General features: G+C 41.5%; 15 protein-coding genes. 8 read left to right on the forward strand and 7 right to left on the reverse strand.

Going from position 1 to position 13,720, the window contains the following annotated elements; all coding sequences use genetic code 11:
• Positions 1 to 62: 62 nt before the first annotated feature.
• Positions 63 to 1,292 (reverse strand): NADP-dependent isocitrate dehydrogenase, encoded by a 1,230-nt coding sequence (locus BMX50_RS27460; protein ID WP_091218349.1) that lies wholly within the window; start codon positions 1,290 to 1,292, stop codon positions 63 to 65.
• A 210-nt stretch (positions 1,293 to 1,502) separates the two neighbouring features.
• Here BMX50_RS27460 and BMX50_RS27465 point away from each other — a divergent pair, with 210 nt between their 5' ends.
• Together BMX50_RS27465 and BMX50_RS27470 are read left to right on the forward strand one after the other, a co-directional pair.
• Complete coding sequence (locus tag BMX50_RS27465) at positions 1,503 to 2,213, forward strand: hypothetical protein (RefSeq protein ID WP_091218109.1); 711 nt, start codon at positions 1,503 to 1,505, stop codon at positions 2,211 to 2,213.
• An 87-nt stretch (positions 2,214 to 2,300) separates the two neighbouring features.
• Complete coding sequence (locus BMX50_RS27470; RefSeq protein WP_091218112.1) at positions 2,301 to 2,735, forward strand: hypothetical protein; 435 nt, start codon at positions 2,301 to 2,303, stop codon at positions 2,733 to 2,735.
• Between the two features lie 50 nt (positions 2,736 to 2,785).
• Here the strand turns inward: BMX50_RS27470 and BMX50_RS27475 are convergent, their stop codons facing one another.
• Together BMX50_RS27475 and BMX50_RS27480 are read right to left on the reverse strand one after the other, a co-directional pair.
• Positions 2,786 to 4,573, reverse strand: a complete 1,788-nt coding sequence (locus tag BMX50_RS27475) for a DNA polymerase III subunit gamma/tau (protein ID WP_091218115.1) — start codon at positions 4,571 to 4,573, stop codon at positions 2,786 to 2,788.
• Between the two features lie 140 nt (positions 4,574 to 4,713).
• On the reverse strand, positions 4,714 to 4,950 hold the full coding sequence (locus tag BMX50_RS27480; protein WP_143065279.1) for a hypothetical protein: 237 nt from the start codon (positions 4,948 to 4,950) through the stop codon (positions 4,714 to 4,716).
• 161 nt (positions 4,951 to 5,111) lie between these two features.
• Here BMX50_RS27480 and rpsF point away from each other — a divergent pair, with 161 nt between their 5' ends.
• The 4 genes from rpsF to mtgA all read left to right on the forward strand — a co-directional run bounded on the left by rpsF (position 5,112) and on the right by mtgA (position 7,181).
• Positions 5,112 to 5,480 (forward strand): 30S ribosomal protein S6, encoded by a 369-nt coding sequence (gene rpsF / locus BMX50_RS27485; RefSeq protein WP_091218122.1) that lies wholly within the window; start codon positions 5,112 to 5,114, stop codon positions 5,478 to 5,480.
• Positions 5,480 to 5,743, forward strand: coding sequence for a 30S ribosomal protein S18 (gene rpsR, locus BMX50_RS27490; protein WP_022833472.1), 264 nt, complete (start codon positions 5,480 to 5,482; stop codon positions 5,741 to 5,743). Before rpsF ends, rpsR begins: the two co-directional genes overlap by 1 nt.
• Positions 5,744 to 5,758: 15 nt before the next feature.
• Positions 5,759 to 6,202 carry a 50S ribosomal protein L9 gene (gene rplI / locus BMX50_RS27495; RefSeq protein WP_091218124.1) on the forward strand — a complete coding sequence of 148 codons (444 nt, stop codon included), beginning with the start codon at positions 5,759 to 5,761 and terminating at the stop codon, positions 6,200 to 6,202.
• Positions 6,203 to 6,512: 310 nt separating this feature from the next.
• Complete coding sequence (gene mtgA / locus BMX50_RS27500; protein WP_394332328.1) at positions 6,513 to 7,181, forward strand: monofunctional biosynthetic peptidoglycan transglycosylase; 669 nt, start codon at positions 6,513 to 6,515, stop codon at positions 7,179 to 7,181.
• Positions 7,182 to 7,380: 199 nt separating this feature from the next.
• Here the strand turns inward: mtgA and msrA are convergent, their stop codons facing one another.
• Positions 7,381 to 7,872, reverse strand: coding sequence for a peptide-methionine (S)-S-oxide reductase MsrA (gene msrA, locus BMX50_RS27505; protein WP_091218131.1), 492 nt, complete (start codon positions 7,870 to 7,872; stop codon positions 7,381 to 7,383).
• Positions 7,873 to 8,083: 211 nt separating this feature from the next.
• Here msrA and BMX50_RS27510 point away from each other — a divergent pair, with 211 nt between their 5' ends.
• The gene (locus tag BMX50_RS27510; RefSeq protein WP_091218135.1) at positions 8,084 to 9,169 is read left to right on the forward strand and encodes an alpha/beta hydrolase-fold protein; all 1,086 of its coding nucleotides are present in this window, start codon (positions 8,084 to 8,086) and stop codon (positions 9,167 to 9,169) included.
• A gap of 11 nt (positions 9,170 to 9,180) precedes the next feature.
• Here the strand turns inward: BMX50_RS27510 and BMX50_RS27515 are convergent, their stop codons facing one another.
• The 3 genes from BMX50_RS27515 to BMX50_RS27525 all read right to left on the reverse strand — a co-directional run bounded on the left by BMX50_RS27515 (position 9,181) and on the right by BMX50_RS27525 (position 12,836).
• Positions 9,181 to 9,792 (reverse strand): YdeI/OmpD-associated family protein, encoded by a 612-nt coding sequence (locus tag BMX50_RS27515; RefSeq protein ID WP_091218139.1) that lies wholly within the window; start codon positions 9,790 to 9,792, stop codon positions 9,181 to 9,183.
• A 298-nt stretch (positions 9,793 to 10,090) separates the two neighbouring features.
• Positions 10,091 to 11,902 carry a translational GTPase TypA gene (typA, locus tag BMX50_RS27520; protein ID WP_091218142.1) on the reverse strand — a complete coding sequence of 604 codons (1,812 nt, stop codon included), beginning with the start codon at positions 11,900 to 11,902 and terminating at the stop codon, positions 10,091 to 10,093.
• A 118-nt stretch (positions 11,903 to 12,020) separates the two neighbouring features.
• Positions 12,021 to 12,836, reverse strand: a complete 816-nt coding sequence (locus BMX50_RS27525) for an alpha/beta hydrolase (protein ID WP_091218145.1) — start codon at positions 12,834 to 12,836, stop codon at positions 12,021 to 12,023.
• A 138-nt stretch (positions 12,837 to 12,974) separates the two neighbouring features.
• Here BMX50_RS27525 and BMX50_RS27530 point away from each other — a divergent pair, with 138 nt between their 5' ends.
• Complete coding sequence (locus BMX50_RS27530; RefSeq protein ID WP_091218150.1) at positions 12,975 to 13,682, forward strand: esterase family protein; 708 nt, start codon at positions 12,975 to 12,977, stop codon at positions 13,680 to 13,682.
• The last annotated feature ends 38 nt before the right edge of the window (positions 13,683 to 13,720 follow it).

Genomic DNA, 13,720 nt, shown 5'->3' on the forward strand with positions numbered 1-13,720 from the left:
TGTTGTATAACAAAAAAGCCCATGCTAATGCACGGGCTTCTTCATATTAAGCAGTCTGAAAATTACTTACCTAAGCGTTTTTTCAGGTTCTCGTCAATTGCAGCTAAAAACTCTTCAGTGTACAGGTAATCGGTACCGTGCTCTACTTTAGGTTTAATAGTAATGGCCAAATCTTTGGTCATTTTTCCGCTTTCAACAGTTTCGATACAAACTTCTTCCAAAGCTTTACAGAAATCGATCAACTCCTGGTTTTTATCCAGGATACCACGGAACTCTAAACCTCTTGTCCATGCAAAGATAGATGCAATTGGGTTAGTTGATGTTGGTTTACCAGCCTGGTGATCACGATAGTGACGGGTTACTGTACCGTGGGCAGCTTCTGCTTCCATTACAGTACCATCTGGAGTAACCAGGGTTGAAGTCATTAAACCTAATGAGCCAAAGCCTTGTGCTACTGTATCTGACTGTACGTCGCCGTCATAGTTTTTACAAGCCCAAACAAAGTTACCGTTCCATTTAAGGGCCGATGCAACCATGTCATCAATTAAGCGGTGCTCATAAGTGATACCGGCTGCTTCAAATTTTTGCTTGTAATCATTTTGATAGATCTCTTCAAAAATGTCTTTGAAGCGGCCATCATATTTTTTAAGGATTGTATTTTTAGTTGAAAGGTATAAAGGCCAGCCTTTCATTAAAGCCTGGTTAAAGCAGGCATGCGCAAACCCTCTGATAGATTCATCGGTATTGTACATAGTTAATGCAACACCATCACCTTTAAAGTTAAATACTTCATACGATTGCTCAGGGCCGCCATCTTCAGGAGTAAACTTAACAGTAAGTTTACCTTTACCTTTGGTTAAGAAATCGGTAGCACGGTACTGATCGCCAAAAGCATGACGACCGATACAGATAGGAGCTGTCCAGTTAGGTACCAAACGAGGTACATTTGACATTACAATTGGCTCGCGAAAAACAGTACCATCCAGGATGTTACGGATAGTGCCGTTTGGTGATTTCCACATTTGTTTTAACCCAAACTCAGCAACCCTTGCTTCATCTGGAGTAATAGTAGCGCATTTAATACCAACGCCGTATTGTTTAATAGCGTTAGCTGCGTCGATAGTTACCTGATCGTCGGTTTGGTCGCGGTACTCGATACCCAAGTCATAGTATTTGATATCAAGATCAAGGTACGGGGTAATCAATTTGTCTTTGATGAATTTCCAGATAATTCGGGTCATTTCATCGCCATCCAGTTCAACTACCGGATTCTCTACTTTTATTTTTGACATGCCTGATGTGGTTTTTGTTATACAAACGGCCCAAATATATAAAATTGACTTTATCAATTTTATCAAATAGTGCAATGAAAAATCACACGTTTCGTTATTATGACAATTATTAGCGCCGATATTGTTGTTTTTATAAAGTTTGGTGCTATTTTTACTAAATAAAACGCTTACCATAAAACAAACTCCTTTCAGCCGGAGTTATCGTTCATTATGATAAAACTCATACTAAAACCCTCCATTATAATCCTGTTGTGTTCTGTATCATTTTTAGCAAAAGCTCAGATAGGGTTTGATTACGCCCAATATGATGTCGGTTTTGCAGCAGGTATCAACCAGGCCAGTTCGGTCGACGTACAAACTTTAAAAACAACCCCTTCTATAAATCTCAACTTTACTTACAACCAAAGCCCCTTTTTAAATTATATAGTTAATTTAGAAGTAGGCCGGTTAAAGGGAGGCTCGCCCAATACCGCTACACAAAGGCAGTTTGAAAATCATTTCAGCGCTTACTCATTCAAGGTACAGGTACAGGCCGGCGAGTTAATTGACTATTCGAAAAGTGCGATAGCCAATGCCTTTAAAAACCTTTACCTATCCTCAGGCTTAGGACTTATCAATAATAATATTGTGTACAGAACAGACGATGCCCTTTTATTGGAGCATGACCAGGTATTGCCCTTTGAACCTAAAACAAATGAAATTTTTATACCTGTAAGGTTAGGTTATGAGTTTAAGTTTTTTAACAGCTACAACCAACCCTCTGTTAAAATTGATCTGGGTTATCAATATAATTTTATTATGGGCGACAATTTGGACGGTTATGTTGCCGGCGCTCATAACGACGCATATTCACAAATTACATTAGGCTTTAAATTTGCCATTGGCGGTGTTACTTCGTACCGAAAACAGATCCATTATTAAGCTTGGAGTAAAAATCTTTTTTTTAATTTGATTTGCTTTTTGGCAGGGTTTTTACTGTGTATATTTATATTATAAAAACACAGACCTATGAACAACGATCAAATAGACGACGCAGGTTTCAATGACGATCTCCCCGATCGCGACGAAACGCTGAAAGACGAATTGGGAGAAACCGTCGATACAGAAGATCTGAGCTACAACTCCGATGATAACAGCTACGAATACGACGTTAAGAGCGATGACCCCGATTATGACCATCCCGATCCGTATCATACCACAGCAAAAAACGGCGAGGATTTTAACTCCACTTATGATGAAGCAAATCCCTATGACGTTGACGGCGAATTTGATGAAGACCGTTCGCTTGAAACCGATGTAGATGAATTAGGAATGCACATTGATAACGGAGAAAGTGTTGAGGTTGACCCTGTTGATGCTGCCTTATCCCATACGCCCGAAGATGACCGGGATGACCTTGACGAAGAAGGATACCCCAAAAACGACAGAACTCCTTTGAAATAGCACATTAAATGCTGGGCTATTAAGCATATAGCTCAGCGTTTAAGCCAACTTTAATCAAAATCAAGGTTAAACCTATTTTTTAACTCCAGCAATTCAGGGTTGCGCGCCGCCATGTGCTGAAATTTTTCGGGCGCGGTGTAAGGCTTGCGCACTACTTTTAGTTCGTCAACACGGGCATTTACGTCAATAGTAAAATTTTTGAGTGCACTGCGCAAGTAATTGAGCATAATGGGCTTTTCATCCCTGAAAATGTTTTCCTGCACCATGTTACCAACTATTACCTCAAAAACATAAGGCTTCAGCATGCGTGGCGCACCGGTTGTAAGTACGGTTAGCAAAGTTTTTTTACCTTCCTTTTTTGCAAATGCGGCAAAATCGCTCCAGCATTGCAAAAAGGCATCCATGGTAAAATCCTCTTTATCCTCGCCCTTTAAATACGGATCTTCTTCTTCAAGTATGGCTTCCTTCGTTTTGATCTCGCCGGTTAACGAGGGAGTGAGCGTGCTTCCTAAAGGCATTGCAATCTTAGGTTTTGCGGCCGTTGCGCTCTCTTTGGGCTGTGCAGAAGGTATTACAGGCTCTTTTGCAGGAGCATTATATATGGGCGTAGCTTCACTTACCATGGACACCGCCGGACTTGCTGGCGCACCATTAGCAGGTGTTACTGCTGAGGTATCAGGTTTTTTTTTTAATCCCCCGTCGGTAGCGGGCGTTACTGTTAGCGGTGTGGTTGCCAGGTTAAATACCGATGGCAGATGGCACATCTTGAGTAACGCTAACTCAACCTGCAGCCTTTGGTTTTTGCTGAGCTTATAACTGATATCGCACTGGTTGGCGATATTCATAGCCGAGAGTAAGAAGGAAACCGATGCCTGCTGCGATTGCTGCAGGTATTTTGTCTTGATGCCTTCGCTTACCTCAAGCAATTTTAGTGTTGATTGATCTTTTCCAACTAACAGGTTCCGGAAATGTTCGGAAAGACCGGCTATAAAATGAGCGCCGTCAAACCCGCGCGAAAGGATCTCATCAAAAAACACCAATACTTTTGCGGTATCCTCTTTAAGCAGGCTTTCGGTTATATTAAAATAGTAATCGTAATCAAGTATGTTCAGGTTATCGATAACCGAACGATAAGTGACTTTGCCACCGGAAAAGCTTACGATCTGGTCAAACATGGAAAGCGCGTCGCGCAAACCTCCGTCGGCTTTCTGTGCAATAATGTGCAAGCCATCCGGCTCATAACTGATATTCTCCTTGCCGGCAATTGAAGCCAGGTGTCCCGCCATATCCTCAACCCTGATGCGGTTAAAATCAAAGATCTGGCAACGGGATAGAATAGTTGGAAGAATTTTATGTTTTTCGGTGGTGGCCAGTATGAATATAGCGTAATGAGGCGGCTCCTCAAGCGTTTTCAGGAACGCGTTAAAAGCGGCCTGCGACAGCATGTGCACCTCATCAATAATATAAACCTTGTAGCGTGCTGCCTGCGGCGGAATCCGCACCTGCTCAATCAAACTGCGGATATCATCAACCGAGTTGTTGGATGCAGCATCAAGTTCATGAACGTTAAAAGAATTCCCATTTTCAAAGGCCTTACATGACGCACACTCGCCGCAGGCCTCACCATTAGGCTGCAAATTGGTGCAGTTAATGGTTTTAGCCAGAATACGGGCACAGGTAGTTTTGCCCACACCACGCGGACCACAGAACAAAAATGCCTGTGCCAGCTGGTTATTTTTTATAGCGTTTTTGAGCGTATTGGTTATATGTTGCTGACCAACAACGGTTTCAAAAGTAGCCGGGCGATACTTACGGGCCGAAACAATGAAATTATCCACAAGTGCTAAGGTAGTGAGAAATTAGATTTGGTGAAAGGGGGCTTTTGCTAAAATTTTACACATTAGCAGTACTCATATGATAAAAACAACATTACCAATTGATTTCGCCGCATCAAAATAAACCCGCACACACTAATTTTCTAAAAATCGTCATCGGGCAAATGATCATCATCTTCAGGATCGGGCTCACCCAAGTCATCATCAACCTGTATTTCATGCAGGTCTTCCTTATCATCAAGTATATCGTCAAAATCCTCATCTTCCTGGTCGCCCCAATCACCTTCAAGCGGATCATCCCCGCCGCCGTACATCAGGATCTCATCAAATGAAAGCACTTTTGAGTTTTCTACACCGGTTAAGTCTGTCAGTAACTGCATAGCTTTAAGTTTTTTAGGATAAAACGACACCCTTGGTGATAAGTTTTAAAAAAAAGCGTAAATAGTTATTAACCAATATCAACATTGATTTGAAATTCACAAAACTATTTGTACATTTGCAGCCCCGTTAATAGCGGGTAAATAATTAAAAATCAAGTATAATGCAACAGTACGAAATCGTGATCGTTCTAACCCCGTTGCTTTCAGAAGAAGTTGCTAAAGAGGCAAATGCCAAATTTAGCAAGATCTTAACTGATGGCGGAGCCGAAATTGTCCAGGAGGATAATTGGGGTTTGAGAAAATTAGCGTACCCTATCCAAAAGAAAACTACAGGGTACTATCACTTAACTGAATTTAAGGCTCCGGGTGAATTAATTAACAAATTGGAGGTAGAGTTAAGGCGCGATGAGCGTGTATTGCGTTTCCTGACCATTGCTTTGGACAAACATGCCATTGCTTACAATGACAAAAAACGCAGCGGTGCTTTCAACAAAAAACCAGCAGCTAAAGCAGAGGAGGCAGCAAACTAATGGCTAACGAACAAATTAAATACGTTACCGCTCCAAAAGTGGAGGATAACCGTAAAAAATACTGCCGTTTCAAAAAGAACGGTATCAAGTATATCGATTACAAAGACGCAAACTTTTTATTAAAGTTCATTAACGATCAGGGTAAAGTATTACCACGTCGTTTAACTGGTACTTCATTAAAATTCCAGCGTAAAGTGGCTCAGGCTGTTAAACGCGCTCGTCACATCGGTTTATTACCTTACGTTACAGATTCATTAAAATAATAGGAGATTTAAGAAATGGAAGTTATTTTAAAACAAGATGTAAAAAACCTGGGTGATAAAGACGATATCGTAAATGTGAAACCAGGTTATGGCCGTAACTACCTTTTACCAAAAGGCTACGCCATATTAGCTACTGAAAGTGCACGTAAAGTTTTAGCTGAAAACCTTAAACAAGCTCAATTTAAGCAAGAGAAAATCCGTAAGGATGCCGATGCTATTGCAGCCCGTTTAGAAGGTGTTAAACTTAACATTGGTGCTAAGGCCGGCGAAACTGGCAAAATCTTCGGTGCTATCAACACTATCCAAATTGCTGATGCATTGAAAAAAGAAGGTTTTGACGTTGACCGTCGCCGTATCACTTTTGATCAGGAGCCAAAATTTGTTGGTGAGTATGTTGCCAACATCAACCTGCACAAAGAAGTTAAAGTTCAGGTTCCGTTTGAAGTAGTAGCGGAATAATTATATTTCGGAATTCGGAGTTTCAATTTCGGATTTTGAAAAACTAAAACAGGTGTTTTGTTAATTCAAAACACCTGTTTTTTTATGATTAGAATTGAATAAAAACAAATCCGAAATCAAGAATATTTATTTCGGATTTATGGAAAAAATTTAGAATTTTAGAGGGTGTTTTGCCAAAGCAAAGCGCCCTCTCTTTTTATAAGGAAATATTATAGCAGTGTTAAAGTTCTTCAGTAAAAACAGTCAGAAATCGAAGTCGAACGCACGAAATTCAAAATCGGATTCTAAATATTACGGCATACCTAAACTTATCTTCAGGATCTTTAAACTGGCTTTCCTCCTCTTTTTCGGCCTGAGTTTATTAGGTGTGATATTTTACCGCTTTATTAACCCGCCTTTTACCTGGCTGATGATAGAGCGTGGCTTTCAGCGTAAATCTGCCGGTAAAGAGTGGAAGATTGATAAGCACTGGAAGGATTTTGATGATATTTCTGATAATATGAAGCGTGCTGCAGTTGCCGCCGAAGATCAAACTTTCCTGGAACACCACGGCTTCGATTTTAATGCTATTGAAAAAGCTATTGAAAAAAACTCGCACAGCAAAAAACTGATTGGCGGTAGCACTATATCACAGCAAGTAGCCAAAAACGTTTTCCTATGGGAAGGCCGCTCTATACTTCGCAAAGGCATTGAAGCATATTTCACCGTGTTGATAGAAACCTTCTGGAGTAAAAAACGCATTATGGAGGTCTATCTAAACGAAATTGAAATGGGCGATGGTATCTATGGTGTTGAAGCTGCCTCGCAGGCCTATTTCCATAAATCAGCGTCGGATTTAACCCGCCAGGAAGCAGCTGCTATTGCTGTTATTTTCCCGAGCCCGCTAAAGTGGTCGGCTACTAACCCTACCAAGTATTTAAAGCACAGGCAATACCTTATCATGAAAAACATGAAAAGGTTAGGGCCACTGGATTTTTAGATTTCCATAATTCAGGCCAAAACAAAGCGTCATTGCGAGGTACGAAGCAATCCCAAACTATACAGGGCGGACCTGCTTATTGGGGATTGCTTCGTACCTCGCAATGACGCTTTTTATTATTTATTTCATCAAATACTGGTCAAAGTCACGCTATCGCTAAATTTCGACCAGTATCAGGCTTTAACGTTTTTTTATTTTATCAGCTCAATTTCCAATCAGGCCTTTCAAAGTGGCAAGTGTAGCCATATGGATTTTTTTGAAGATAATCCTGGTGTTCAGCTTCGGCGTTCCAAAAATCAGTTGCCGGTACTACTTCCGTAACAATTTTCCCGGGCCAAATACCCGAAGCCTCCATTTCTGCGATAAGCGTGTTTGCTTCCTCGCGCTGGCTTTCATTCAAATAAAAAATAGCCGAACGATAAGAAGTACCGATATCATTTCCCTGCCTGTTTCGGGTAGTAGGGTCATGGATCTGAAAGAAATATTCGAGGAGCTTGCGATAAGACAATTTAGCGGGATCAAATTCAACTGCAATGCCTTCGGCATGTGTTCCATGATTTCGATAAGTTGCATTAGGCACGTCACCGCCTGTGTATCCCACTACGGTGGAAATAACACCAGGATAATGCCTGATTAATTCTTCTACCCCCCAAAAGCAACCGCCTGCTAAAATGGCTTTTTCTGTATTCATAAGGCTTTATATTTAATTAAATAAAGGTAAGGCACAAACGTACAAATGACAAAAGATAGATGGATGAGATCTGTATGCTCACGGTCATTATTTACTATAGTCTGGTCGAAGTTACGCTATCGTTAAACTTAGACCGGCATCCGTATTTATTTCATCGGCGCTGTAACCTTTTGTAAATTAACGCTATCTTAATTTATATGATCATACCGCCATGTTTAAAAAAAACTTAAAACTCAGCGCAATCCTTTTTGCTTCTATCTTTTTTGCAAACATTGTAGTCGCCCAGGTTAAAAGCACCTCCCCCACTACATTTACTGATAAAGACATGGTACAGTGGGATTACAATTCAAAAGTTATTGGCGAGGATTATACCATATATGTGCATTTCCCTCCGGGTTACGATACCACTAAAACTAAATATCCGGTACTATATATGACCGACGGCGACTGGAACATGACCGTTGCCATGAACTGTTTTAACATGCTCAGGCAGGACTATGAAACCACCGAGGCACTTATTGTCGGTATCGGCTACGGTAACCGCCCCAACCAGCGCAGCCGTGACCTGAATCCTGCTACCGGCGGGCCAAAATTCATTTCATTTATTGAACAGGAGGTAATACCGTTTGTGCAAAGCAAATACCGTGTAATCGATAATAAAGCCTTATACGGCTATTCGTTTGGTGGCATGTTCACTACCATGGTGTTGTTTGAACATCCCAACCTGTTTAATATGATTTTTATAGGTGCGCCGGGAAATAGCGGCAGTGAACTAATCCCTACAGCCAAAAAATATTTTGCCAATAACCATGATCTTAACAGTAAAGTGTTCCTGGGCGTTGGCTCGTTTGAACAGTTAACGAGCAAAAACATTCAGGAGTTTAAGACTTACATGGAAAACCAGCACTGTAAAGGGTTGGATATTGCTACTGCTATTACCCCAAATGCAGGGCACGGGGCGGCCCTGGCACAAGTAATGCAAAACGCTATAAAATTTGCCTATTGCAAACAGCATAAGGCTATCAGCATACCGGCAAAACAACTGGGACAATACACCGGGAATTATCAGATAAGGGAAGATGCTAAAAACAAATTCAAAATATTGTTAACCGGCGATAAACTGTTCTTTGCGCAAAACGATGAGGTTCCTATTGAATTTAAGCCGTATGCTAAAGACTCGTTCTTTATGTATGAGAACGAACGCGCCGATATCACCTTCCATACAGAGGGCGATAAAATGTATATGCTTTTCAGCTTCCCGAATGAGAAGCCTACAAGGTTGGATAAAGCAAAATAAGCACTTCTGCTTTATTTATACTTCCAATGCCTTGATTTACCTTCGGTAAGCCATTCGGCGGCGGTCTCCATGCGTTTAAGGCGGGTAGCTTCGGTTTTGGCCTCGGTGATCCACTCTATATATTCCTTTTTTTGGGAGTAGCTAAACTGGTTCAGGTTAAGCCAGGCCTGCGGGTGGGCTTCTAAAAACTTAACAAAGTAATCTGGTACTACCAGCTCGTCGCGCTGGGCGGGTGTTTTCTTCAATGAGGCAGGTCTTGGTTTATTATCTTCATTTAAAGCCATCGCCTGCCGTATAAACTCGATTAGTACTTCCTTCGGCGGCAGGTCATCAATGCTGGTTAACCGGCCAAAACTGCCTGCAGCCTGATCGGCCAGGCTCAGTATCTTCTGCGGATCTTCCAATAACGATGCTTTCCAAAACCCAAATGAACAATGCTGCTTGAAAGCAGCCATATTACAAACCACACCTTTATAATCAAAAAATGGCATGCTCCATTTCATGGTTTCGGTTATCATGGGCGAGGCCTCATGCACCACAGCCCTCAGATAATTTAAAATTGGCCTTGCAAAATCGGGAGATTTTTCAATGTAGGCATCAATCCGGCTATCGTAATGTTCCATAATTAAAGTTAGTAATTTCAACGGAAATCTAAATATGGCAATCTTGGGGGAGCATCGCTTTTGCAACAGGAGGCACCTACGGAGCCGAAAAATTGGTTTGCTTTCTTCTATAAACACGATACCCCTCCGGGGTAATTCTTCATAATTGTTTTACACTCCATAGGAGTGACGTGTTTATAGCAGAATGTAAAAGCTGTATTTGGCTCCGTAGGTGCCTCCTGCCTGCTATTGATAATATTATACAAACAAAAAAGCCCTCCGGCTAACCGGAGGGCTTCATATACTTATTTACCAAATATTATTGGCTGGTAAATTTCTTAGCGTTGATCTTACGTTCGTTCTCGTTAAGATAGATCTTACGTAAACGGATGCTTTGCGGTGTAACCTCGATATACTCATCGGCCTGGATATACTCCATTGATTCCTCTAAAGAGAATTTGATAGCCGGAGCAATACGTACGTTGGTATCGCTACCTGATGCACGCATGTTGGTTAACTGCTTGCCTTTAGTTAAGTTAATAACCAAATCGTTATCGCGGATGTGCTCGCCTAAAACCTGGCCTTCGTAAATATCAACTCCCGGATCAACGTGGAACCTGCCACGATCCTGTAATTTATCAATTGCGAAAGCAGTAGTTTTACCTGTATCCATTGATACCAATACACCATTTAAGCGGCCCGGGATCTGACCTTTCCATGGTTCGTATGCTTTGAAACGGTGTGCCATGATAGCCTCGCCGCCTGTTGCAGTTAATACGTTGTTACGTAAACCGATGATACCGCGTGCAGGGATATCAAACTCAAGGTGTTGCAGATCGCCTTTAGGCTCCATGATCAACAAATCGCCTTTACGTTGGGTTACCAGCTCAATTACTTTACCGGCAACATCGCCTGGTACGTCAACAATAAGGGTTTCAACCGGCTCACATTTAACGCCATTGATTTCTTTAACGATAACCTGTGGCTGACCAACCTGCAATTCGTAACCTTCACGACGCATAGTTTCGATCAATACCGACAAGTGAAGGATACCACGGCCATACACTAAATATGAATCAGGCGATTCGGTTTCAACAACCTTAAGCGCCAGGTTTTTTTCCATCTCTTTGTATAAACGGTCGCGCAGGTGACGTGAAGTAACAAATTTACCTTCTTTACCAAAGAAAGGTGAAGTATTGATGGTGAACAACATGTTCATTGTTGGCTCATCAATTTTAATTACTTCCAGTTGTTCAGGATTTTCAAAATCGGCAATGGTATCGCCAATATCAAAGCCTTCAATACCTACTACGGCGCAGATATCACCCGAGCTAACTTCAGTAGCACGTACTTTACCTAAACCTTCAAAAGTATAAAGTTCTTTGATCCTTGATTTTTGGATAGTGCCATCGCGTTTTACCAATGATACCGGCTGGTTTTCTTTGATAGTACCACGGGCAACCCTGCCGATAGCGATACGACCTACGAAAGAAGAATAATCTAACGAAGTGATCTGCATTTGCAGTGTACCTTCAGCAATAGGAGCCGGTGGAATGTTTTCCAATATGGCATCCATCAACGGGAAGATATCTTCCGTTGGCTTTTTATAATCTGTACTCATCCAGCCTTGTTTTGATGAACCGTAGATAACCGGGAAATCCAGCTGCTCTTCGGTAGCTTCAAGGTTGAAGAATAATTCAAAAATTTGTTCGTAAACTTCTTCAGGGCGACAGTTCTCTTTATCAACTTTATTTACAACCACAATTGGCTTAAGGCCTAAAGCCAAAGCTTTTTGAGTTACGAAACGAGTTTGAGGCATAGCACCTTCAAAAGCGTCGCAAAGTAATAATACACCATCGGCCATTTTCAATACACGCTCAACCTCGCCACCAAAATCGGCGTGACCAGGGGTATCAATAATGTTGATCTTAACATCTTTATACCTTACAGATACGTTTTTTGAAACGATGGTGATACCACGCTCACGTTCAAGGTCGTTGTTGTCGAGGATCAGCTCTCCGGTTTGCTCATTGTCCCTGAAAATGGCACAGCTGTGCAGAATTTTATCAACCAAAGTAGTTTTACCGTGGTCAACGTGCGCAATGATTGCGATATTTCTTATTTTTTGCATGAAAATGCTCCCTAAAATTTGGCGCAAAGGTACGCTTAATATATGAGATTATAAAGCGTTTACAAGTTATAGTTGATAATTAATGTAATCAAAGTATCAAAAGACAAGCTGCTTCAACTTATCTCCCAAAAGCCCAAACCAAAAACTTACCCATTGCGCGGCCCCAGGTAGCGGTATCATGGGTACCTCCTACTACTTCAACATATTGAATTTCTTCCGGACGTTTAAACCCTTTCGCCTCCATTTCTTTAATCAGGTCGATGGTATCATCAATAGCATCGATAATACCGTTCTTATTCCGGTCGCTGGTTTCATCTTTGGTACCGGTTTGCAGCCAGGCACTGATGGCAGGTTTAGCTTTAGTTTCCCTGATTACCTCGTGCATCAGTCTGTCTGCATCGGTATAACCTTTAGCAAGGTCTTTTCCCCGCCACCAAAATGAGCCGGAAAAAACACCTGCCTTATCAAACAGCAAAGGGCTGTTCCAAACAATGTCAAAAGCAGATAAACCGCCAAGCGAAAAGCCTGCGAACGCTGTTGTTTCAAACTCGCTAAAGCCTGTCAATTGTTCTAATTGAGGCAACAATTCTTCTTTTATAAATCGTGTATAGATATCAGCTTTAGCGCCCCTACCTTTAAAATCGGGTTTACCGGCAATGCCATATTCGTTCAGGCGGTCATCACTGGCATGGATAGCCACAATCAATATAGGTTTAAGGCGATTGGTATTATATAACGTTTCGAGTGTTGTTTTTAATCCCAGGTTTTCAAGTTCCTGCCCGTCGTTAAGCAGTAACAGGTTGAGGGGCTCGGCAATATCGCTATCTTCCGGTTTCAGGATGGTTAAAGTCACATCTCGCGCAAGCAGTGCAGAGGTTATATTTATATCTTGTTCGGTTATCGTCATTTCAGTATCAAGCCAGCCCGGGTACATCTCTTTCTAAATTAAAATTAAGGGCGCAAAAATAAGCTATACTTTTTACTTTTTGGGAGCTAAGGATTAATATTATCAGGCTGTTGCCTTTTTCAAACAAACCTCTTAACTTACAATCATTATAAAAACTACACTGCTTTGACCGAGAAGTTTCACCGCTGGCACTCCCCCAACACCAACACCGACCTCGAAATGCTGGTTTTCGGCGACCGTGGTTACCCCGTAATCGTTTTCCCTACTACCAAAGGCCGCTATTATCAAAACAAAGATTTCGGACTGATCGAGAGCGTAAAGTGGTTTGTTGACAACGGCTTAGTGAAGATCTACTGTCCTGATACTATTGATGACCGTAGCTGGTATAACAAAAATATCCACCCGGCCGATAGGGCCAAAACTTACGCCGGATATGATCGGATGCTGGTGAACGAGCTTATCCCCTGGGCTATGCATGAAACAGGGGTTGGCAAAGTAGCTGTTGCGGGATGCAGCTTTGGCGGATATCATGCGGCTAACTTCGCTTTTAAACACCCCGAAAAAGTAAGGCATTTATTTACTATGGGCGGAGCGTTTAATATTAAAATGTTTACCGATGGTTATTATGATGATAATATCTTTTACAATAACCCGGTCGACTTTTTGCCGGGTAACAACTATCATGACCTTTGGCAAATGAACATCATTCTCGGCACATCCGAGTACGATATATGTAAAGGGTATAACATCCAACTTTCAAGCATTTTAAAACAAAAAAATATAAAACACTGGCTGGATATCCGCCCGTTTGCCAATCACGACTGGCCAATCTGGCGCGAAATGTTCCCGCATTATTTATCAACGATTAAGTAGAAGCAAGAAATTAAATAGAAACAAGAAATCAAGAGTCA

This window comes from Mucilaginibacter gossypiicola (assembly GCF_900110105.1).
GTDB classification, from domain to species: domain Bacteria; phylum Bacteroidota; class Bacteroidia; order Sphingobacteriales; family Sphingobacteriaceae; genus Mucilaginibacter; species Mucilaginibacter gossypiicola.

Excerpts from the sequence above, each read along its gene's own strand:
- BMX50_RS27465 (WP_091218109.1), top strand. The coding sequence starts at position 1,503 with ATGATAAAACTCATACTAAAACCCTCCATTATAATCCTGTTGTGTTCT.
- msrA (WP_091218131.1), bottom strand. The coding sequence starts at position 7,872 with ATGAATACAGAAAAAGCCATTTTAGCAGGCGGTTGCTTTTGGGGGGTA.
- BMX50_RS27470 (WP_091218112.1), top strand. The coding sequence starts at position 2,301 with ATGAACAACGATCAAATAGACGACGCAGGTTTCAATGACGATCTCCCC.
- typA (WP_091218142.1), bottom strand. The coding sequence starts at position 11,902 with ATGCAAAAAATAAGAAATATCGCAATCATTGCGCACGTTGACCACGGT.
- BMX50_RS27480 (WP_143065279.1), bottom strand. The coding sequence starts at position 4,950 with ATGCAGTTACTGACAGACTTAACCGGTGTAGAAAACTCAAAAGTGCTT.
- rplI (WP_091218124.1), top strand. The coding sequence starts at position 5,759 with ATGGAAGTTATTTTAAAACAAGATGTAAAAAACCTGGGTGATAAAGAC.
- rpsF (WP_091218122.1), top strand. The coding sequence starts at position 5,112 with ATGCAACAGTACGAAATCGTGATCGTTCTAACCCCGTTGCTTTCAGAA.
- BMX50_RS27515 (WP_091218139.1), bottom strand. The coding sequence starts at position 9,792 with ATGGAACATTACGATAGCCGGATTGATGCCTACATTGAAAAATCTCCC.
- BMX50_RS27510 (WP_091218135.1), top strand. The coding sequence starts at position 8,084 with ATGTTTAAAAAAAACTTAAAACTCAGCGCAATCCTTTTTGCTTCTATC.
- rpsR (WP_022833472.1), top strand. The coding sequence starts at position 5,480 with ATGGCTAACGAACAAATTAAATACGTTACCGCTCCAAAAGTGGAGGAT.
- BMX50_RS27460 (WP_091218349.1), bottom strand. The coding sequence starts at position 1,292 with ATGTCAAAAATAAAAGTAGAGAATCCGGTAGTTGAACTGGATGGCGAT.
- BMX50_RS27525 (WP_091218145.1), bottom strand. The coding sequence starts at position 12,836 with ATGTACCCGGGCTGGCTTGATACTGAAATGACGATAACCGAACAAGAT.